Genomic DNA, 19,337 nt, shown 5'->3' on the forward strand with positions numbered 1-19,337 from the left:
CTACATCGGCTACGAGCACGTCTACCAGGAAGGCTGCAGCCTCGGCTCCCTGGCGAGCGAGATCGTCAAGACGGACCTCGACGTCCACGACCAGCTCGCGAACGCGTTCGACCAGTGGAGGGACACCTTCCGCGAGGGAATCGAGCGCATGCAGCAGCACGGCCGCATCAGCGCCGAAGCAGACCCCGCACGGCTGGCCAACCTGCTCCTTGCCGCCTTCCAGGGCGGCACGCTCCTCGCCCAGGTCGCACGGAACATCGGTCCACTGAAAGATGCACTGCAGACAGCCATCGACTACCTGCAGACCTTCGCAACGTATCCCGACGCCGACGTCATTGCACCGCAGGCCAGCAGCGTCATGCACGAGACCGGAGACCGTGCCGGCCGTGAGGACGCCGGCGGTGGGCAGGGGCGGCTCCTCGCACGGTAGGACGGACGGCAGAAACGCGGGGTAAGACGGACGGCAGAAACGCGGGGCCGCGTCGCCGGGGCCAGGACCGGCCATCCGCCCCGATCGGGCGGGCGGCGTTACCTGGTCACTCCTGCAGATGCTTGTGGCGGGCAGTGGGTCACCCCGGTCTGCGAGGGACGTCTTCCCCCCGAACCTGGGTCAGCCCCGGAAGTAGAGCCGTCCGGTTCGTGGCCGACCGGGCAGCGGTTCACCGACCGCAACAAGGCCTGGCACGCCGCCGTTCACGCACTCCTGGAAGCAAGACACAGCCTGCGTTCAGTCCAGCGGCAGCTCGGCATGGGCCGGTACACCGTCAAACGGTTCGCCCCCGACTCGAAGCCAAAGGACCTGTTCATCGGCCAGTGGCACAACGGGCCCTCGGTCCTCAATGATTCCAAGCCCTGCCCGGACGACCGGTAGAACGAGGGTTTCACCAACGTGTGGAAGCTGTGGGAAGAGATCGTGCCGCTCGGCTACAAGGGCAGCTGCTAGCGCGTCGGTGCCTACCCGCGCAAGAAGCGCACCTCACCGGGACCAGTACCGCCCGGCCACCCTCGCCCCGGACGGTCTCCGGATGGATCTTCAGCCGCCCGGAAGCACTCACCGCGCCCGAAAAGCTCCCGCTCAAGACCGTCCGCGCCCAGTGCCCCCTGGCTCGAAACTCTCACCCGCTACGTCCGGTCCTTTGCGACCACGCTCTCCGAGCGCCAGCGCAAGCGTCTTCCGGAGCGGCTCGACGCCGTCCGGCAAGACGACATGCCCAGCCTCCTCACCCTCGCGGCCGGCATCGACCGGGACATCAACGCCGTCATCACCGGATTGACCATGTCGGCACTTCCACCGGATCAAAATGCTCAAGGGCAGATGTTCGGGCGGGCGGGCTTCGCACTTCTGCGTTCCGGACGCATCGCGGCGTAGTAGATGCATGCGAAGAACGCGACGAGGTGGGCACCGTGCGGCCCTTGAGAACGGATAGCGTCCAGTGGCGCCCGCGCTCGTGGCTGCGCAGCGACGCTGCGCACATCCAGTTCACGATACGTACACGCTGCGCGCTATCCAGACCGACTACCGCCGGCGCGTTGCGTTCCACCCATGCCAAAACCTTGGCTTCTGCTTCCGGGTTTTCCCGGCCATGGCGTCCCGCGTTGTATCCCCACTCGTGGAGAGCCGGACGCAAGAGGTCGTCCGCCGGGCTCCCTTCCGCACCGGAGCCATCGTGGCAATGGTCCGCGATGCTCTGCCGCCGCAGTGGGCCACTTCTGTGCCGCGTGCGCGCGGGCAGTGACTCCGCCAGGGGCGAGTAACCCCTGGCGGCAAACCTAGGCTGGCCCGCAGACGTTTCCGTCAGCCACGTCGTGCAGACCTGATCGCGTGATCGAGGTGCGGCCGGATGCCAGCGGCGCGACGCTTTTACTACGGGGTGCGTAGAGGGGTAGTCGGGGGACCTTTTGGTTGGCGGGCTCCTCCCTGACGGACTCCTGGATCGCGGGTTTCTGGTCATTGCGGCAGTAGGCGCACAGCGCCCTCAGGCGGGTGCAGTCGTCGATAGTGGTGTTAGTAGCGCCTCTTGCGGCCGCTCTGACCAAGCGGCCCGATGAACTTCACGTCGACCTGCAGCTGGTGACCGGGGCTACTCGTAGGGCTTCCAGCGGATGGAGCGGTGCTCGTAGCGCTGCGAGGCCGGCAGCCGGTTCAGACCCACTTTCTTCAAGATCCGCCAGACGCCGGACGTGCTGATCGCCACGTCGTGATACCGCTGCAGATACATTGCGATCTTCGCTGGGCCGATCTAAACGCTGAAGCCATCACTGGAGTGTTGCCGGACCGTGGTCTGGACGTAGAGGCGTTGTGCGCGAGATCGAGTACTACGAAGAGGATCGCATAGGTACCTGCGATCAATTGGCCGGCGTCTTTTGTGCCCGGCACCTCCGACTCGCCCCGGCTCCACGCTTCGTGACCGGTTACTCGTCCCCTGGCTTCATGTGTTCGGCGTCGATCCGAGCGGTCGCTCCCGTCTCCACGATGGTGCGGGTGGCATCCACGGACGCGTAGGTCCACAGGATTCGCATGGGCTCGGTGGCGGAGGCGTTGCGGAAGCGGTGGGGGGTCCCGGCGGCGACGTAGGTGGTGTCGAGCCGGGTCAACTGGTGCTCGGTGCCGTCGATGTCGACGATTGCGCAGCCCTCGAGGATGACCACGCTCTCGGCACAGTTGTGGGTGTGCAGGGGGATGCCCGCACCGGGTGCGAACAGGGTGATTCCGTTGATGAAGACCTGTGCGCCGAGCGCGCTGGTGACCAGGGGTGTGGTGCTGGCCCCGCCGCCGCGCTCGAAGCCGGGCAGATCGGTGGGGTGCAGCACGGCCGGAGGGAAGGTGCCGCAGCGGTGGCCGGACGCGGACTTTTCACGCGAGCCGTTTGTGTTCGGGGTAGTCATCGGGGTGTTGCTCCCTTCGAGGCGGGACGGTTGTCCGTGGTGGGGCCGATCCATACCGTCTTCACGTTGACGAACTCGCGGATGCCTTCGGCGCCCAGCTCACGGCCGTAGCCGGACTTCTTGATGCCGCCGAAGGGCAGTCGTGCATCGGATGCCACCATGCCATTGACGAAGACGGCCCCTGCGTCCAGCCGGCGTATGAGCGTTCGGGCCCGGCTCAGCTCGCCGGTCCACAACGTGGCTGCCAGCCCGTACTCCGTGCGGTTTGCCAGGGCGATGGCCTCCTCGGCGGTGGCCACCCGGGTGATGGCGGCGACCGGGCCGAAGGTCTCCTCGTCGAAGGCGGGCATGCCTGGTGTCACGTGGTCGAGGACGGTCGGCGGGTAGAACCAGCCGGGGCCGTCCACCGGCCGGCCGCCGAGCTTCAGTTCGGCCCCCGCGGCGATGCTCCGTTCGACCTGATTGTGGAGCGTCTCGCGCAGATCAGCGCGGGCCATGGGGCCGATGTTCGTGGCGTGGTCCGTCGGATCTCCGACGATCAGGGCCTCGGCACCCCGGGTGAACGCGGCGGCGAACTCCTTGGCCACGGCCTGCTCGACGATGAATCGCTTGGCGTTGACGCAGCTCTGCCCGGCGTTGACGAACCGGGAGGTGACGGCGGTCGCAGCGGCCTGCGCTACGTCCGCGTCGGCCAGGACCACGAATGGATCGGAGCCGCCGAGTTCCAGGACCTGCTTCTTCAACGCGGCGGCTGCCTGGGACGCGACGATCGCGCCGACCCCGGTGGAGCCGGTGAGACTGACCGCTGCGATACGCGGGTCGGCCACGATGCCGGCGACCCGGTCGACCTCGACCAGCAGGGTGCGGCACAAGCCCTCGGGCGCCCCGGCCTCCCGTATCGCTTGTTCGACGGCGAGGGCGCACCGTGGCACGTTGTTGGCGTGTTTGAGCACAACTGCGTTGCCGGCGGCGAGAGCCGGTGCGGCGCAGCGGATGAACTGCCAGAAGGGGTAGTTCCATGGCATCACCGCGAGCACTACGCCCAGCGGGTCGTACACCACGGCGCTTTCGGCGGCGTCCGAGTCCACGGGGCGGTCCGCCAGATGGGCGGCGGCGTGCTCGGCGTAGTACTCGCAGGTGACGGCGCACTTCTCGATCTCGGCCTCGGCCTGGCCGATGGGCTTGCCCATCTCGGCGGTGATCAGTCGTGCGTAGGCGTCCTTGTTCTGCCGTAGCACGTCGGCCAGTCGTTCTAGCAATGGGGCGCGTTCCGTTACGGTGCGCTGGCGCCAGTCGGCCTGGGCGGCAACAGCGCCGGCCAGGACTGCCTCCATCTCCTTTTCCGAGTGTGGTGCGTAGCGGGCGAGTTTGCTGCCCGTGGCCGGATTGGTCGAAACGATCACGAGGTGCCCTCCGGTGCGTTCTTGACGGCGTGGCAGACTGCGGCCGCGTACTCTGCGGTGCCCAAGTGACCGCCGATGTCGCGGGTCCGGGTGGCGGGATCGTCCAGCACGACGTCCACTGCGCCGCTGATCATCGCGGCGGCGCGGCGCAGTCGGTCGTCGCCGTCCCGGTGGCTCCGCCAGTCCAGGAGCATGGCGGCGGAGAGGATCAAGGACGTGGGGTTGGCGATGCCCTGCCCTGCGATGTCGGGGGCGGAGCCGTGCTGGGCCTGGGCGACGCAGATCGTGTCGCTGGCGTTGACGGAGCCGCCCAGGCCCAGGCTGCCGGATAGCTCCGAGGCCTCGTCTGAGAGGATGTCGCCGAACATGTTGGTGGTGACGACCACGTCGAACCGCTCGGGACTGCGGATCAGCAGCGCCGCGGTGGCGTCCACGATCAGCTCTTCGAGTTCGACGTCGGGGAACTCGGCCGCGACCTTGCGCACCTCGCGCAGGAACAGTCCGTCGGACAGCTTCACGACGTTGGCCTTGTGGACGGCGGTGACCTTGTGGCGGCGGCCCCTGGCGAGTTCGAAGGCGGCCCGCGCGATCCTTGCACTGGCCCGCGCGCTGACCTTGCGGACCGACAGCGCGAGGTCGGGGTCGGGCATGAACTCGCCGCTGCCGGCGTGCATGTTGCGGTCGGAGTAGAAGCCCTCGGTGTTCTCTCGCACGATGACCAGGTCCATCGGGGTTCGCAAGATGCTTAGCCCGGGGCGGGAGCGGCAGGGGCGGATGTTCGCGAACAGTTCGAAGCTGGTGCGCAGCTCTGCCGAGGGGTTGATGCCGCCCTCGATGCGTGGGGGGTATTCGTAGTGCGAGACGGGGCCGAGTAGCACTCCGTCCACCAGGGGCACGCGTTGCAGCACGGTGTCCGGCAGTGTGGTGCCGGATACCGCCAGGGAGGCGAGGCCGATGTTGTGGGTCTCGTAGGTCAGGTCGAGACCGAGCCGCTTGTCGGCGGTCTCGAGCACATCGAGTGTCGCACTCGTGATCTCGGGGCCTATGCCGTCGCCGGGCAGGACCAGGATCTTCACGGACTGCCTTTCTCAAAGGTGTTATTGACGTTCTGTCAGTTCACTGCGGTCGCGCCCCGCAGCGGTGCCGGGTGTGCCGCGGCCCAGCGGTTGTAGTATCCACTACGGTCTGGTTGCCATGTTGATACATATGCTACAGATAGGCGTCGTGGCAACCCGCGCCGAAAGGAAAACCGTTGAAGACATCGCAGCCCGCCACGTCGGGCGCCCGGATTTTGCACCCGACGGAGTTCTTCCACTCCGGCGTCACCGCGTTCTTCGCCCTCCAGAGCGACCAGCGCTTCTCTTACTGCCTTTACGTGCCGACCGCACACCAGCAGGCCACCGAGCCGCTGCCCTTGGTCGTCGTCGTGCACGGCACCAACCGCCTTGCGGAGCGGTACCGCACCCATTTCCGCGACTTCGCCGAGGAGCACGGCTGCATCGTGCTCGCGCCGCTGTTCCCGGCGGGCGTCGCCGATCCGGAGGACCTGCACGGCTACAAGCGGCTCCTGCACCAGGGCATCCGCTACGACACGGTCCTGCTGGACATCGTCGAGCAGATCGGCAGCCGCTACACCGTCGACACCGCCCGCTTCCTGCTGCATGGCTTTTCCGGCGGCGGCCAGTTCGCCCACCGGTTCGCCTATCTGCACCCCGAGCGCCTGACCGCCTTGTCCGTGGGCGCTCCGGGCCGCATCACCCGCATCAACCCCGAGGCGCCATGGTGGCTTGGTACCGCCGACGTCGCCGAGCGATTCGGCCGAGAGATCGACCTCGGCGTCCTGCGTACGGTGCCGGTGCAGATGCTCGTCGGTGACGCCGACACGGACACGTGGGAGATCGCCGAACCCGGGCTCGACGTCGGCGGCGACACCCGGATTGAGCGCATGTTGGCCCTGCGCGACAACTGGGAGCAGCACGGCATCCGCGTACGCTTCGACCTCATACCGGGCATGGGGCACAGCGGTTCGGCGGCGCTGCCGCACGTGCAGCGTTTCTTCGCCGGTATCCTCGAGCCTTCGGGAGCCGGCCGAAGCGCCTGACCCGCCTCAGGCGAACACGCCGCCGCCACCCAGCACACGCTCGGCGAAGCGCTCGCCCATCCTCCGGTAGCCGGCGGCATTGGGATGGATGCCGTCCGGCATGTCCGCGGCGTCCCGTGGGCCCAGCAGTTCACGCCCGTCGAGGTAGTGCAGATGGGGGTCGCCGCCGCTTCGCCGGCTCAGCACGATGGACTCCAGCGCCTCGCGGACCATGGCCAGGGTCAGCGGGGCGAGACCTGCCTCGCCGGGATCCCCCGGCTCCTTGTCCGGCATGCCATCACCGGCCTTCGTGTACTCCGCACCGAAGCCTGCAGCCACCGCGGCGCCCGGAGCGACCGATTCCAGGCGTGGGCAGAACACCGGCGAGACGACCAGGAGTGGGGTGTCCGGGTGGCCGTCACGCACGGTGTCGAGGAAGCCGTGCACCGCGGGAACGAACGTGCGCCGCTTGAACGCGGCCTTGAGCACGGGGTTCACGCCCAGCTTGAGGCTGATCAGGTCGGCCCGCAGTTCACGGATCGTCCGGGCGACGTACGGATCCAGCATGCCGTTGCCCGCCATGCCCAGGTTCACCGGGTCCAGCCGGCCCAGCGCGGCCGCCACCGCGGGCCAGGTGCCGGTGGGTCCGTCGGCCTGGGTGCAATGGCTGATCGAGCTGCCGTGGTGCACCCAGCGGGGCCGGCCGGACGGCTCGGGCGGCGACACCTGCGCGTCGGCGCGCAGGGCGAGGAGCTCGCACGGGGTCTGCTGGGGCAGCCACAGCTCGATCTCCTTCATGCCCTCGGCCAGCCCCGGAAACCGTACGGTGCCCGGCTCACCCGGGACCTCGCGTGCCGCAGCCCGGGCATGGGCGAGCCGCAGCACCCGGCCCACGGGAGCGTCCGCCTGCGCCACGAGCCGTCCGTCCACGACGAGTTCGAGCATTCCGGCAGGTGCGGGCGCGGCCGATCCGTCGAAGTGGCGGATGGTGGTGAGCAGGTCGAGCTCCAGCGTCCGGGCGGCGGTGCGGAAGGCCAGTCGCACGCCCGAGGGCATGGCCGCCACGAAGTCCATGAAGGCGTCCGGGTACTGCTGTCGCGTCCAGGCTGGCAGCCGTCGTGGCAGCAGTCCGCCGCCGGGAAACTGCTCCAGGTCAAGTGCCCCTCTGAACAGGACTGGCCCGCCGGCCAGGGGTACGTCGCGCATCGGCCATGTCTCCTGCTCTCGAGGTCCTGGTGGTTCAAGCCGCGGGTGTCCGCCGCCCTGTGACGGCTGCGTCGCTGCAGGCACCGTGGCCGACCGGTCGGCTGTCCGGCGTGGCGGGGGAGAGGGCAGGCCCTTCGCCCGGTGTCGCAGGACGGTACTGCGCACGTCTCGTGGCCGGGCTGGAGCCCGCGCGGAGCGCTGGGGTGGTCACAGACTGATCGGGCCGGCGTCCACCAGCAGCGCGGGTGCCACGACACTCTCCATGAACACGGCCTCGCCGCGCTCACGGCGGCTGCCGACGGCCAGCACGGTGTCGAGCACCTCGTCCATGCGGAAGGTGAGTCGCACCGACGGCTGCCAGGCCACCGGTTCGCCGTCGTGGATCCAGTACGTGGCGTCCCGCGTCGTACCGGTGACGAGAGTGTCCTTGGGATGCAGAATGCGCAGGTAGTCGAGGCGGCTGATCACCAGTCCGGTGCCGCAGACGGCGGCGAGCTCCTCCTCGGTGTTCTCGCCGCCCGCAAGGAGGAGGTGCGACGGTGAGGGATCGGCACCGAAGCGCCAGCCGGCTGGCACCGCGTGGCCGGTGGACGAGCCGCCCGTCACATCGGCGCGCCTGAGGTCCGACACCACGCCGGTGAGCACACCGTTGTCGACCAGTCGGGTCAGCCGGCGCGGCGTGCCCTCCGGATCGAAGCCGCTGGCGAGGCCGGCCGGGTCGGTGCCGTCGTCGGTGATGGTGAGCAGGTCGCTGGTCACCCTGCTGCCCATGCGGCCGGCAACCGCGGTGCGTCCTTCGGCGTATCCGGCGGCGCCCAGGGCTACATAGCCGTACGTGGCCAGCAGGGTGACCACTGCCTGAGGCCGGAGCAGAACCCGGAACGTACCGCGGACGGGCGTGCGTTCCGGCAGGTCGGTCAGGTCGTCAAGGAGCCGGCGGGCCACGTCGGTGGGGTCGATACGCGCGGCGTCCCGGTGAACGAGACGCACGCTCGACGATCTACCGTCGCGCTCGGCGACCGCCTGCAGCGACGCCTTGGTGAGGGTCTCCTTGCGGTACAGGCCGCTGTGGTCGGCAACCACCCGGTGGATCACGTCGTGCCGGATGGACCCTCCCAACTGGGCCGTGCCGGCCAGGCCGTCCCGCACGGCGCTGAACCACGCATGGCGGTCGGCCGGTCCGGCGCCGAGCGTGGCGGCGGCCACCTTGGGCGCCACGGGGTCGGTGCCGGAGGCGCTACGAGGGGAGGCGTCGGGCTCGTCGGAGTGCGCCGGAAGCAGGGCCAGTGCGGAGCGGAGCCGGTCGCAGAGGGCCTTGACCTCGGTGGGTTCGAGGGTCTCCAGGGTGCCCAGAGCGGTTCTGCCGCCCTCGGTGAGGCGCACCCGCACGCGCAGGCGCTCCTCGCTGTGCTGGGCGGTGACCCGGGAACGGGCGTAGCGCAGCAGGCCGGTGCGTTCCTGGGAGAGGTCGACATGGGTGCCCGGCCCCATGATGTCGAGCGCGGACTGGACCTGGCGGTGATCGATGCTCATCGGGTGCCTATCTGGACGCTACGGAAGCGGGCCGGGACCGTGCCGTGCCCGATGTGGGCGACCTGGAGCGGCTCGCCCTTGTTGCAGGAGGGGATGCCGTGGACCTGGAACTCGTCGCGGTTGCCCAGGGCGTCGCAGTCGGCCCAGAATCTGGGTGTGACACCGCTGTAGGTGCAGTTCTTCAGCAGCCGGCCGAGCTTTCCGTCGCGGATCTCCCAGCCCGCCTCGGCGCCCAGCCGGAAGGAAAGCCGCTGGTCGTCGATGGAGACGCTCTTGGTCATGTCCATCAGCACACCGCGCTTGGTGCCGTCGATCATCTCGGCGAGCGATGAGTCCCCCGGTTCCAGGCAGAGGTTGGTCATCCGGACCAGGGGGATGCGCTGCCAGCCGTCGGCGCGGGCTGCTCCCGAGGACTCCTGGCCGAGCGTCGCGGCCGACTCCCGGCCGGAGAGGTAGCCGGTGAAGACACCGTCCTTGACGAGTTCGGTGCGCTGCGCGGCGACGCCCTCGTCGTCGTACGCGTAACTACCCAGGGCCCCGGGGATGGTGGCGTCGGCGTGGACGGAGACGATGGGGGAGCCGAAGCGGAAGGTGCCGCGGCGCTCGGGCGAGGCGTAGGTGCCGCCCGCGAGGCTGACCTCGGAGCCCAGGGCCCGGTCGGCCTCCATCGGGTGGCCGGCGCACTCGTGCAGCAGCATGGCGAGTTGGGCGCCGGTGACGACCAGCGTGCTGTTCTGGTCGGGGCACTGCGGGGCGGACAGCAGGGCGACGGCATCGGCTCCGACCCGGGCGGCCTCCTCCACCAGGCGCAGGGCGGGGATGTGCTCGTAGCCCGCGGTGGCGAACTGCCCGCGCTGCCCGCGGATCGAGCGGGGCACGGCCTGCGGGAACGAGCGCCGCTGGACGTCGTCGTAATCGGAGGCGACTGCCATCAGGCCGGCGCCGCTTTCGGTGATGGTCTGTTCGATCAGGGCGCCCTCGGTGTTGGCGAAGACCTTGTCGTCGCGGAAGAAGTCCATCGAGGCCTCGATCTGGCGCAGCAGCGGCCCGGCGGTGCGTGCCTCGGCAACGGCTGCGGCGAGCAGGTCGAGCTTGCCTGACAGCGGCACCGTAAAGGGGTCGACGGCCATCGGGGAGGACCATCGGGCGCGGGTGGTGACCGGCTGACCGAGCGCGATCTTAGCTCCGCCGTCGGCGGCGCGGGCCTGTGCGACGGCTTCGGAGACCGCGGCCGTAAGACCCTTGAGGTCCAGGCGGTGAGTGGCCGCGAAGCCCCACTGACCGCCGATGACGACGCGGACGCCGACGCCTAGCGAGTTCTCCCGCATGACGTCGCCAGGGCCCTCGTGTTCGACAAGGACCAGTTCGTGGGTGCGCTCGACGACGCGGACGTCCGCGTATGCGACGTCCCTGGGCAGCAGACCCAGGACCGTCTCGGCTGTGTCTTTCACAGTGTGTCTTACCCTTCGATCGGGGTGCAGCGTCGGGCAGTGCCGAGCGGGCACCGGGCGTGAGGTGCACAAGGGCTCCAGAAGGCCGGGCACTTCTCGAAGGTAGCGTTCGCTACAGACGTTGACAATGAGTGTCGCAAGTGCTTCAGAAGGTTTTGAAGTGTTTCACTACAGGTGTTGACTCACCTTGTAGTGGTTACTACAGTGCCACCACCCGGCGAGGCCAACTCCCGGTTGATCTGGCCCTTCTTGCAATCGAACCGACGGCGGACAGCGCGCCTCACTCGCCCCAGGAAGTTCTCATGCCCGAGCAACTCCTCTTCATCGACCTGACGAGTGCCGACCCCCAAGAGCGCGGCCGACAGTACGGCGTGGCCGCGCGCGAACTGATAGAGCGCTCCATCGACTTCTACGCGGACCTGTTCCTGCGTACCGCCGGACTTCAGTGGACCGAGGCCACGGCCCGGGCACGCGCCTGGATACCGCTCATCGACGACTACCTCCCGGGCATCCTGGACGAGATCCGCGGGATCGCCGAAGGCGCCGGACGCGACTTCGAGGAGATCCTCGCCCTCAACGCCCGCTTCGAACTGAGCCAGTCCAACCCCTTCGACGACAAGGCCGACGAGGGCTGCACCTCTTTCGCCCTGCTGGAAGAGGCGAACGGCCTTGAGCATGTGCTGTGCGGTCAGAACTGGGACTGGCGCGAGCAGGTGGCGAACACCGTCGTCGTGCTGCGCGTTCAGCAGCCCGGGCGACCGACCCTCATCACCCAGACCGAGGCCGGGCAGATCGGCCGGCACGGCGCCAACTCGGCCGGAATCGGCCTGAACGCCAATGGACTCGGTGGCGGATTCGACGCCGGACTCAGCGTGCCCGGCACCTTCGTCCGCCGCAAGATCCTCGAGTCCTGGGACGTGTACGACGCCCTGCAGGCCGCGTTCCAAGTCACCCAGTCCGCCCCCAGCAACCTCCTGATCACCCATCGCGACGGATTCGCGATCGACCTGGAGACCACCCCGGGCCGGCACGGCTGGATGTACCCCACGCACGGAGTCCTGGTCCACGGCAACCACTTCCAGGCCTTCGTCCCGCCCCAGATCGAGAAGACCTACCGGCCCTTCTCCGTTGACTCGCTCTTCCGTGTCCCCCGCGTCGAGAAGGGGCTCCAGGCCGCCCGGTCGGTCACATCCGGCGCCCGGTTGCGTGCCCTCGTGCACGACGTGATGAGCGACCACTTCGCCCACCCCAACTCGGTGTGCCAGCACGCCGATCCACGGCGGCACGAGGCCGACCGCTACCAGACGGTCGTCTCCAGCCTGGTGGACCTCAGCACCGGCGAGTACCTGCTGACCGCGGGACTCCCGTGCGAGAACGACTACGTCCGGGTGCCCTGGAACATCTACGACGGGCCAGAGGCACCGACTCGCCCGGCATCGGGCGCCTCCTCATCGCCCGCTCCGCACGCGGCCGCCCACGCGGGCTGACCGCGCGACGAAGGCACCCGCACGCCACGTCCCCGTCCCTCACCCCTGGAGCCTCGATGTCCCGTCCCTTCCCTCTCCGTTCGCCGAGACGATCCGCAGCGACACTCGGCGCCGCGCTCGCCCTCGCCGTCCTCACCGCTGCCTGCGGTGGCACCGCAGGATCCACCGGATCCGCCGTCAAGGACGACACCGCCAAAGGCGGCGGCGAGGCCGCCGCCCAGCCCAAGGCCGAGGCGAACGACGCCATCTGCGGCCAGAACAGCCGCCCCATCAAGCACGACCTCGGCACCACCACGATCACCGGCAAGCCCAAGCGCGTCGTCGCTCTCGAATTCTCCTTCGTGGACGCGCTGGTGAACGCCGGCGTCAAGCCCATCGGCATCGCGGACGACGGGAAGCCGGACCGGATCATCAAGCAGCTGCGCGACGCAGTGGGCGACTACACCTCGGTCGGTCTGCGGCAGTCGCCGAACCTCCAGGTCATCAAATCCCTCAAACCCGACCTCATCCTCGCCGACAGCCAGCGCGACGCAGCCCTCTACAAGCAGCTGCAGAAGATCGCCCCGACGGTGGCCCTGGGTAGCAACGCCGCCGACTACGAGCGAGTCATGCAGAGCGAGGTCGTGGTCGGCGAAGCGGTCGGCGAGTGCGACAAGATGACCGCCGCACTCGACAAGCACAAGAAGGCCATGGCCGACCTCAAGGCCAAGATCCCCGCCGATGACAAGCGCAGGATCGTCTTCGCCATCACCTACGACAAAGGTGTCAGCGCCCAGACCCAGCGGGCCTTCGCCCCCACCGTGCTGCGTGGGCTCGGACTGACGACAGTGCCTTCGACCAAGGGACAGGACGCCACCTTGAGCATGACCCTGGAGTCCATGGTCACACTCGCGCCCGAGGTGCTGTTCATGGCGCGCAACACGCCCAAGACGCTGAGCGACCAGTGGCAGTCCAGCCAGCTGTGGAAGCAGATCCCGTCCGTCAAGAACAACAAGACGTACGTGGTCGACGGCAACGTCTGGTCCAAGGGCCGGGGCACCCTCGCCGCCGAGTTGATCGCGCGCGAGGCGACCGAGAAGCTCTTCCCCGCCTCATGAACGCCACCACCGCCGCGATGCGGCCGTCCCTGGCCGGCGACGCCGGCCAGGGACGGGGCCCCGGCATCGTCGTCGCGGCCGTCGCCGTCGTGGGAGTGGCCCTGCTGACCGTCGGCATCCTGTGGGCCCTGTCGATCGGCAGCGAACAGATCAGCTGGTCGTCCGTGGTGCACTCCTGGTTCTCGGCCGACTCCCCGGCCGACCAGATCGTGCGCACCATTCGGCTGCCACGGGTCCTGCTCGCGGCCCTGGTCGGCGCCAACCTGGCGGTGTCCGGCGCGGTGATGCAGGCGATCACGGCCAACCCCATCGCCTCGCCCGACATCATGGGCGTCAACTCAGGCGCGGCGATGGTCGTCGTCGCGGCTATCACCATTGTGCCGACCATGGCCGGGGCCCCCTCCATCCTCCTCGCTTTCGGCGGCGCAGCGGCGGCGGGCATCACCGTGATGGTCCTGGCGGGCATGGGAACGGGCAAGGTCAGCCCGGTCCGGCTCGCCCTGGCCGGAGTGACGGCGAGCACCCTGTTGGTCTCCCTCACCCAGGTACTCGTGATCTTCCATGAGAACGACACCCAGTCGGTGCTCTTCTGGCTGGTCGGCGGCGTCAACTTCGCCCAGTGGCACGACATCGGCACCGTACTGCCCTGGACCGCGGCAGGGCTGCTGGTCGCCCTCGCCCTCGCCAAGTCGCTCAACATTCTCGCCCTCGGCGAGGACATGGCCCGCGGCCTGGGCCAACACGTGGAGCGCACACGTGCGTTCGGCGCCGCCGTCGTGATCGTGCTGTGCGGTGCCTCGGTCGCGGTGGCCGGACCGATCGCCTTCATCGGACTGATCGCCCCGCACATCACACGCAAACTGGTCGGCTCCAACTACCTTCGCGTCCTGCCCGTCTCGATGCTGGTCGGCGCCGTCCTCACCGTCTACGCCGACATCGGCTCCCGCTACGTGAACCCGCCCTTCGAGGTACCCACAGGCGTGGTGACCGCCCTGGTGGGGGCGCCGATCTTCATCTACCTCGCCCGACGGCAGAAGGTGACGCGATGACCGTCAACGTAGCGATGGGACGGCCCGTGCGCCGTACCGCCGTCGCGGCCCGCAGACCCTGGATCCTGGTCGGCTCGCTGCTCGCCCTGGCCGTGGTCTGCACCCTCGTCAGCCTGACGATCGGCGCCACGCGGATCCCGTTCTCGGACGTCCTGGCCGCACTGTCCGGACAGCGCACCACCGATGGAGCCGAGGTCGTCCTTGACTTTCAGTTGCCACGGGTGCTGCTGTGCTGGGTGGTGGGCATCGGCCTCGCCGTCTCCGGCGGGGTGATGCAAGGCGTGGTCCGCAACCCGCTGGCCGCCCCCGACATCATCGGTGTGACCAAGGGCGCGGGGTTCGCCGGCATGCTCCTCGTGCTGACCCTGCCTGGCGCCTCCGTCGCCCTGGTCCCGCTGGCGGCCTTCGCCGGTGGAGTGGTGGGCGCGGGACTGGTGTACCTCTTCGCCTATCGGCGTGGAGTCTCCCCGGTCCGGCTCGCGCTGGTGGGCATCGCCGTCAGCGCCACCTTCGAGGCGGGCATCCGCTATCTGCTCGTCAAATATCCGCTGGACGTCAACGCCTCCCTGATCTGGCTCACCGGCAGCCTCTTCGGACGGTCGATGGACACCGTCTGGATGGCCCTGCCGTGGATCGCGGTGCTCGTGCCCGCGGTGCTGGTGATGGCGCACCGCCTCGACGTCCTCGGCCTCGGCGACGACCTGGCGACCGGGCTCGGTGAACCGGTGGAACGCACCCGCCGCAATCTGCTGCTGCTCGGCGTGGCGCTCGCCAGCGTGTGTGTCGCCGTCGCCGGGACCATCACCTTCGTCGGACTGATCGCACCGCACATCGCCCGGCGCCTGGTCGGCGGACGTCATGTGGTGCTGCTGTCGGCCGCGGCCATGATCGGCGTGCTGCTGATGCTGCTCGCCGACACGGTAGGCCGCGGCATCGCCGCGCCCCTGGAGATCCCCGCAGGCGTGGTCACTGCCGTCATCGGCGGACCGTACTTCCTCTATCTGCTGGTCAAGCTGGGCAAGTAGGAGCGACCGATGAGACTGCAGGCGCAAAACGCGCAACTCGCCTACGACACCCGCGTGATCGCGGAGGACCTCAGCCTGAGCATCCCGGACGGCAAGGTGAGCGTCCTGATCGGCCCCAATGGCTGCGGTAAGAGCACGGCGCTGCGCGCGCTGGCCCGGCTGCTGCCGCCGCGTACGGGCCAGGTCGTGCTCGACGGCAAATCCATCCAGAAGACCCCGACGCGGGAAGTGGCCCGGCTGCTGGCGATCCTTCCTCAGGTCCTCACCGCCCCAGAAGGCATCACCATCGAAGACCTCGTGTGCTTCGGCCGCCATCCGCACCGCTCCTCGCTGAAGGTCCCCTCCGAGGCGGACCGCGAGGCCGTGGAGTGGGCCATGGAGGTCACCGGCGTCGCCGAGATGCGGCACGCCCATGTGGACCAGCTCTCCGGCGGTCAGCGGCAGCGGGTGTGGATCGCCCTCTGCCTCGCCCAGGAGACCGACATCATCCTGCTGGACGAGCCCACCACCTATCTCGACGTCGCCTACCAGCTGGAGGTGCTGGACCTGCTCGCGGACCTCAACCGCGACCACGGCACGACGATCGCGATGGTCCTGCACGACTTCAACATGGCCGCGGAGTACGCCGACCACATCTTCGTGATGCACGCAGGCGCGCTCGTCGCCGAGGGCACTCCCTTCGAGGTCCTCACGCCCGAACTCATCCACCACGTCTTCGGCGTGGAGTCACGGGTCGTGGACCACCCCGTCAGCGGCAAGCCGTTGTGCATCCCCGTCCGCCAGGAACGGGTGGCGCGGCCCGCGCCCGGACGGCGGGGCGCCAAGGCGACGGCCGGCGCCACCTGAACAACGTCGCCGCCGCCCTCGCCCCCTCACCTCATCCCGTCCCTTCCCTCCGTACGCCCTGCGCGCCACGAGAACGGATCACACACGCATGTCATCGACCGTCGACAGCCGTATGCCCGAACTGCATCACGCCCACCGGGACGTGACCGGTGGTTGGCTGCGCCCCGCCACCTTCGGCGTGATGGACGGCCTCGTCTCCAACTTCTCGCTCGTCGCCGGCGTGGTCGGCGGCGGCGCATCGGCGCAGGCCGTGATTCTCACAGGCCTGGCCGGACTGGTCGCCGGTGCCTGCTCGATGGCCACCGGCGAGTACACGTCGGTGTCCTCGCAGTGCGATCTGGCCCGTGACGAGATCGCCACCGAGCGGCGCGAACTGGAGGCCAACCCCGACGAGGAACTCCGCGAACTCACCCTGATCTACGAGGACAAGGGGCTGCGCCCGGAACTGGCCGCCGAGGTCGCACGCGAGATCACCGCCCAACCCGATGTGGCCTGGCGCGTGCATGTGCGCGAGGAACTCGGCATCGATCCCGACGACCTGCCCTCGCCGTGGACGGCGGCCGCCTCGTCGTTCGCGGCCTTCGCGGTCGGCGCCCTCATACCGCTGCTGCCGTTCTTCCTCGGAGCCTCGGGCATCGTTCCGGCACTGTTGATCAGCGCCGTGGCACTGGTCGTGACCGGCGGCGGCATAGCCCGCCTGACCGCACGCCCCATGTGGTTCGGCGGACGGCGCCAATTGCTGCTCGGTGGTCTGTCCGCCGCGGTGACCTACGGCGTCGGTCTGCTGGTGGGAACGGGCGTTTCATGACCGATCCACTGATACCCCCCGGCGGTGCGGCGCGGGGACTGCGCGTCGTTGCTCTGGTCAAGCAGGTTCCGTTGGACGGTGGCTCCGGCGATCTCGATCCGGTCGGACGCCTCAGACGCACCGGCCAGGACACGGAGATGAACCCCTGGTGCCGGCGTGCTGTGACCCAGGCGGTCCGGCTCGCGGCCGGGCCCGGCGGCCACAGCACCGCCGTCACGATGGGACCGCCCCGCGCCGTGGACGTGCTGCGCGAAGCGCTCGCCTGCGGGGTGCAGAGCGCCCTGCACCTGACCGATCCAGGCTGGGCCGGCGCCGACTGCCTCGTGACGGCCAAGGCACTGGCCGCGGCGCTCGAAACGCACACCGACGCCGAAGTGATCCTCGTCGGACGCAGTTCCGTGGACGGCAACACCACCGCCATCGGCCCCATGGTGGCCGAACTGCTCGGCCTGCCGTTCGTCGGGGCGGCCCTCGACATCGACGTCGCCGAGGAGGGCGGAGCCCGCGTGCTGCGCGCCACGCTCCAGTCCGAGGAGGGACGGCGCGCGGCGCGGGTGGCGCTGCCGGCCGTGGTCGCCGTCGCCGAGCGTTCGTGCCGCGGGGCCAAGGCGTCGTCCGACATGTGGCCCGGCACCGACCGAATCCGTACGGTGTCACGGCGGGAACTCGGGCAAACCGGCCCCGTGACCAGCCCGACCCGGGTGACAGGGGCACGTCGCCAGGCGCGGGTGCGCACCCCGGTGGTGCTGTCCGGCACCCTTGACGAGCAGGTGGAGCAGGCCCTCGATCTCTGGCAGTCGCGGACGGAGCCGGCAGCCGCGGCCGCCCGCGAGCCCGTGCCGCCGCGGCGCCGCGGCACGCCGTTCGAGCGGATCGTGGCGCTGACCGGGCCGCCGGAGACGGCCGAGCCCCGAGCGCTCCTGGGCGAGGCGGCGGCCGTGGCCGCAGGCTTCGGCGCCCGGGTCACCGCCGTCGTCCTGCCGGGCGCCGACACCCGCAACTTCGGGGCGTGGGGGGCCGACGAGCTGCTCGTGCTGAGCAGTGACGCGCCCCGGTCGGCAGCGGCCGCCCTGCACGTGTGGATCATGGAGCATGGCCGTCCGTCCGCGCTGCTCAGCTCAGCCCGCTCGTGGGAGCGCGAGGTGCTGGGCCGGCTCGCCGTACGTCTGGACAGCGGGCTGATGTCCGATCTCGTTGCAGTGGAGACCCGCGACGACGGCCTCGGTCCGTGGCTGGTCGGAACGAAGCCGTCGGGCCAGTCGACCCTTGCGGAGATCGACAGCCTCAGCTCCGTGCAGATCGCGACCCTGCGCACCGGAAGCCTGCCGCTGCGCACACCGCGTACCGACGCCGGGCCGCTGCCCATGCGGCAGCTGGACGTGCCCCCGGACCCGACCCTGCGGGCAGGACCGCTCGAGCCGGACGCAAACTACGACGCGCTGGAGCGTGCCCGGGTCGTCATCGGCATCGGACAGGGGGTGGATCCGGGCCGGTACGCCGAGCTGGAGCCGCTGCGCCTGCTGCTGGACGCCGAGCTCGCCGCCACCCGCAAGGTGACCGACACCGGCCGGCTGCCGCACTCACGCCAGCTGGGGGTCACGGCGCGCGCTGTCGCACCCGAGCTGTACCTCGCGCTGGGCATCTCCGGCAGCACCAACCACATGAGCGGGGTGGACCGAGCGGTGACCGTGCTGGCCGTCAACCACGACGCCGGTGCACCCGTCTTCGAGCGGTGCGACATCGGGATCGTCGCCGACTGGGCGGCGGCCGTGGAGGTGCTGTGCGCGGCCCTGGACAAGCGCCGGCGACTGACCGGTGGGCTCCCCGCCGAGCGAGGAGATTAGCCTTGCGACATGGCCATCGACACCCGCACCGAGCCCCCTGCCACGGATCCGACGCAGGGCCCCTGGCTGCTGCTGATCTACCGCGTGCCCAACGAGTCGTCGGGGGCGCGCGTAGCGGTGTGGCGGCAGCTGAAGAGGCTGGGCGGGTTCTATGTGCAGCAGGCGGTGTGTGTGCTGCCCGACCGCGGGGAGCTCAGGGAGAAGCTGAGCCGGATCCGCGAGCGCATCGACGAACTGGGCGGCTCCAGCGTCTTCCTGACCCTCGCCGATGTCGAAGAGGACGCCCGCGTCCAGTTCGTAGAGGGCCTGCGCGGCCAGTCGGCGAAGGAGTACGCGGAGATCGTCGAGGAGTGCGAGACCAAGTTCTTCAAGGAGATCGAGTTCGAGCGCTACCGCGACAACTACACCTTCGAGGAGGCAGAGGAGATCCGCCAGGACCTCGAGAAGCTCAAGCGCTGGCTGCACAAGGTCGAGGCGCGGGACTGGATGAGTGCCGACGGCAAGGAGCTCGCCCGGCAGAAGGTCGCCGAGTGCGAGCGGATGCTGGAGGAGTTCGAGGCGGACGTCTATGAACGGACGGACGGCGAGGCGGGATAAGCCGCGGCCCCAGCCGGGCGGCGGC

The 19,337-nt window shown here is 69.5% G+C and carries 18 protein-coding genes; 11 read left to right on the plus strand and 7 right to left on the minus strand.

The features are described from left to right. Both ADL25_RS40115 and ADL25_RS49460 read left to right on the plus strand, forming a co-directional pair. Window positions 1–430 (plus strand): TetR family transcriptional regulator C-terminal domain-containing protein (locus ADL25_RS40115; protein ID WP_199839296.1); only part of this gene is annotated, 430 nt, incomplete at its 5' end. A 777-nt stretch (window positions 431–1,207) separates the two neighbouring features. After that, window positions 1,208–1,369, plus strand: coding sequence for a hypothetical protein (locus ADL25_RS49460; protein ID WP_159045124.1), 162 nt, complete (start codon window positions 1,208–1,210; stop codon window positions 1,367–1,369). A 712-nt stretch (window positions 1,370–2,081) separates the two neighbouring features. Here ADL25_RS49460 and ADL25_RS49465 read toward each other — a convergent pair. The 4 genes from ADL25_RS49465 to ADL25_RS40135 form a co-directional block, all read right to left on the minus strand. Beyond that, window positions 2,082–2,219, minus strand: a complete 138-nt coding sequence (locus ADL25_RS49465; RefSeq protein ID WP_159045125.1) for a hypothetical protein — start codon at window positions 2,217–2,219, stop codon at window positions 2,082–2,084. Window positions 2,220–2,412: 193 nt separating this feature from the next. Further along, window positions 2,413–2,886 carry a cupin domain-containing protein gene (locus ADL25_RS40125; RefSeq protein ID WP_079050920.1) on the minus strand — a complete coding sequence of 158 codons (474 nt, stop codon included), beginning with the start codon at window positions 2,884–2,886 and terminating at the stop codon, window positions 2,413–2,415. After that, on the minus strand, window positions 2,883–4,289 hold the full coding sequence (locus ADL25_RS40130) for an NAD-dependent succinate-semialdehyde dehydrogenase (protein ID WP_059132871.1): 1,407 nt from the start codon (window positions 4,287–4,289) through the stop codon (window positions 2,883–2,885). Before ADL25_RS40130 ends, ADL25_RS40125 begins: the two co-directional genes overlap by 4 nt. Next, window positions 4,286–5,365 carry an isocitrate/isopropylmalate dehydrogenase family protein gene (locus ADL25_RS40135; RefSeq protein WP_059132872.1) on the minus strand — a complete coding sequence of 360 codons (1,080 nt, stop codon included), beginning with the start codon at window positions 5,363–5,365 and terminating at the stop codon, window positions 4,286–4,288. Before ADL25_RS40135 ends, ADL25_RS40130 begins: the two co-directional genes overlap by 4 nt. A 176-nt stretch (window positions 5,366–5,541) precedes the next feature. Here ADL25_RS40135 and ADL25_RS40140 point away from each other — a divergent pair, with 176 nt between their 5' ends. Then, window positions 5,542–6,390, plus strand: coding sequence for a PHB depolymerase family esterase (locus ADL25_RS40140; protein ID WP_234381249.1), 849 nt, complete (start codon window positions 5,542–5,544; stop codon window positions 6,388–6,390). Between the two features lie 6 nt (window positions 6,391–6,396). On the opposite strand, the gene ADL25_RS40145 is transcribed toward ADL25_RS40140, so the two are convergent. From ADL25_RS40145 to ADL25_RS40155, 3 genes are all read right to left on the minus strand, one after another. After that, complete coding sequence (locus tag ADL25_RS40145; RefSeq protein WP_059132873.1) at window positions 6,397–7,575, minus strand: GDSL-type esterase/lipase family protein; 1,179 nt, start codon at window positions 7,573–7,575, stop codon at window positions 6,397–6,399. Window positions 7,576–7,782: 207 nt separating this feature from the next. Next, entirely contained in the window at window positions 7,783–9,108 is a 1,326-nt protein-coding gene (locus ADL25_RS40150; protein WP_059132874.1) for a metallopeptidase TldD-related protein, read from the minus strand. Continuing rightward, window positions 9,105–10,559, minus strand: a complete 1,455-nt coding sequence (locus ADL25_RS40155; protein ID WP_059132875.1) for a TldD/PmbA family protein — start codon at window positions 10,557–10,559, stop codon at window positions 9,105–9,107. Before ADL25_RS40155 ends, ADL25_RS40150 begins: the two co-directional genes overlap by 4 nt. 302 nt (window positions 10,560–10,861) lie before the next feature. On the opposite strand from ADL25_RS40155, the gene ADL25_RS40160 reads away from it, so the two are divergent. The 8 genes from ADL25_RS40160 to ADL25_RS40195 all read left to right on the plus strand — a co-directional run bounded on the left by ADL25_RS40160 (window position 10,862) and on the right by ADL25_RS40195 (window position 19,312). Beyond that, window positions 10,862–12,046: a C45 family autoproteolytic acyltransferase/hydolase gene (locus tag ADL25_RS40160; RefSeq protein ID WP_063805845.1), complete on the plus strand. Its 1,185-nt coding sequence runs from the start codon at window positions 10,862–10,864 to the stop codon at window positions 12,044–12,046. A gap of 56 nt (window positions 12,047–12,102) precedes the next feature. After that, on the plus strand, window positions 12,103–13,143 hold the full coding sequence (locus tag ADL25_RS40165) for an ABC transporter substrate-binding protein (RefSeq protein WP_059132876.1): 1,041 nt from the start codon (window positions 12,103–12,105) through the stop codon (window positions 13,141–13,143). Next, window positions 13,140–14,192 carry a FecCD family ABC transporter permease gene (locus tag ADL25_RS40170; protein ID WP_059132877.1) on the plus strand — a complete coding sequence of 351 codons (1,053 nt, stop codon included), beginning with the start codon at window positions 13,140–13,142 and terminating at the stop codon, window positions 14,190–14,192. Before ADL25_RS40165 ends, ADL25_RS40170 begins: the two co-directional genes overlap by 4 nt. Beyond that, window positions 14,189–15,217, plus strand: coding sequence for a FecCD family ABC transporter permease (locus tag ADL25_RS40175; RefSeq protein WP_199839297.1), 1,029 nt, complete (start codon window positions 14,189–14,191; stop codon window positions 15,215–15,217). The genes ADL25_RS40170 and ADL25_RS40175 overlap by 4 nt, the downstream gene beginning before the upstream one ends. Before the next feature lie 9 nt (window positions 15,218–15,226). Then, window positions 15,227–16,063 (plus strand): ABC transporter ATP-binding protein, encoded by an 837-nt coding sequence (locus tag ADL25_RS40180; protein ID WP_059132878.1) that lies wholly within the window; start codon window positions 15,227–15,229, stop codon window positions 16,061–16,063. An 88-nt stretch (window positions 16,064–16,151) separates the two neighbouring features. Further along, window positions 16,152–16,871 carry a VIT1/CCC1 transporter family protein gene (locus tag ADL25_RS40185; protein ID WP_059132879.1) on the plus strand — a complete coding sequence of 240 codons (720 nt, stop codon included), beginning with the start codon at window positions 16,152–16,154 and terminating at the stop codon, window positions 16,869–16,871. Further along, window positions 16,868–18,715 (plus strand): FAD-binding protein, encoded by a 1,848-nt coding sequence (locus tag ADL25_RS40190; protein ID WP_059132880.1) that lies wholly within the window; start codon window positions 16,868–16,870, stop codon window positions 18,713–18,715. The genes ADL25_RS40185 and ADL25_RS40190 overlap by 4 nt, the downstream gene beginning before the upstream one ends. A 9-nt stretch (window positions 18,716–18,724) precedes the next feature. Further along, window positions 18,725–19,312, plus strand: a complete 588-nt coding sequence (locus ADL25_RS40195) for a Chromate resistance protein ChrB (protein WP_059132881.1) — start codon at window positions 18,725–18,727, stop codon at window positions 19,310–19,312. The last annotated feature ends 25 nt before the right edge of the window (window positions 19,313–19,337 follow it).

Source organism: Streptomyces sp. NRRL F-5122, from assembly GCF_001507435.1.
Lineage (GTDB): Bacteria > Actinomycetota > Actinomycetes > Streptomycetales > Streptomycetaceae > Streptomyces > Streptomyces lannensis.

Bases quoted from the DNA above. Each gene is read 5' to 3' on its own strand.
- ADL25_RS40145 (WP_059132873.1), bottom strand. From the start codon at position 7,575: ATGCGCGACGTACCCCTGGCCGGCGGGCCAGTCCTGTTCAGAGGGGCA.
- ADL25_RS40125 (WP_079050920.1), bottom strand. From the start codon at position 2,886: ATGACTACCCCGAACACAAACGGCTCGCGTGAAAAGTCCGCGTCCGGC.
- ADL25_RS40170 (WP_059132877.1), top strand. From the start codon at position 13,140: ATGAACGCCACCACCGCCGCGATGCGGCCGTCCCTGGCCGGCGACGCC.
- ADL25_RS49465 (WP_159045125.1), bottom strand. From the start codon at position 2,219: ATGTATCTGCAGCGGTATCACGACGTGGCGATCAGCACGTCCGGCGTC.
- ADL25_RS40150 (WP_059132874.1), bottom strand. From the start codon at position 9,108: ATGAGCATCGATCACCGCCAGGTCCAGTCCGCGCTCGACATCATGGGG.
- ADL25_RS49460 (WP_159045124.1), top strand. From the start codon at position 1,208: ATGCCCAGCCTCCTCACCCTCGCGGCCGGCATCGACCGGGACATCAAC.
- ADL25_RS40175 (WP_199839297.1), top strand. From the start codon at position 14,189: ATGACCGTCAACGTAGCGATGGGACGGCCCGTGCGCCGTACCGCCGTC.
- ADL25_RS40190 (WP_059132880.1), top strand. From the start codon at position 16,868: ATGACCGATCCACTGATACCCCCCGGCGGTGCGGCGCGGGGACTGCGC.
- ADL25_RS40185 (WP_059132879.1), top strand. From the start codon at position 16,152: ATGTCATCGACCGTCGACAGCCGTATGCCCGAACTGCATCACGCCCAC.
- ADL25_RS40180 (WP_059132878.1), top strand. From the start codon at position 15,227: ATGAGACTGCAGGCGCAAAACGCGCAACTCGCCTACGACACCCGCGTG.
- ADL25_RS40165 (WP_059132876.1), top strand. From the start codon at position 12,103: ATGTCCCGTCCCTTCCCTCTCCGTTCGCCGAGACGATCCGCAGCGACA.
- ADL25_RS40160 (WP_063805845.1), top strand. From the start codon at position 10,862: ATGCCCGAGCAACTCCTCTTCATCGACCTGACGAGTGCCGACCCCCAA.
- ADL25_RS40195 (WP_059132881.1), top strand. From the start codon at position 18,725: ATGGCCATCGACACCCGCACCGAGCCCCCTGCCACGGATCCGACGCAG.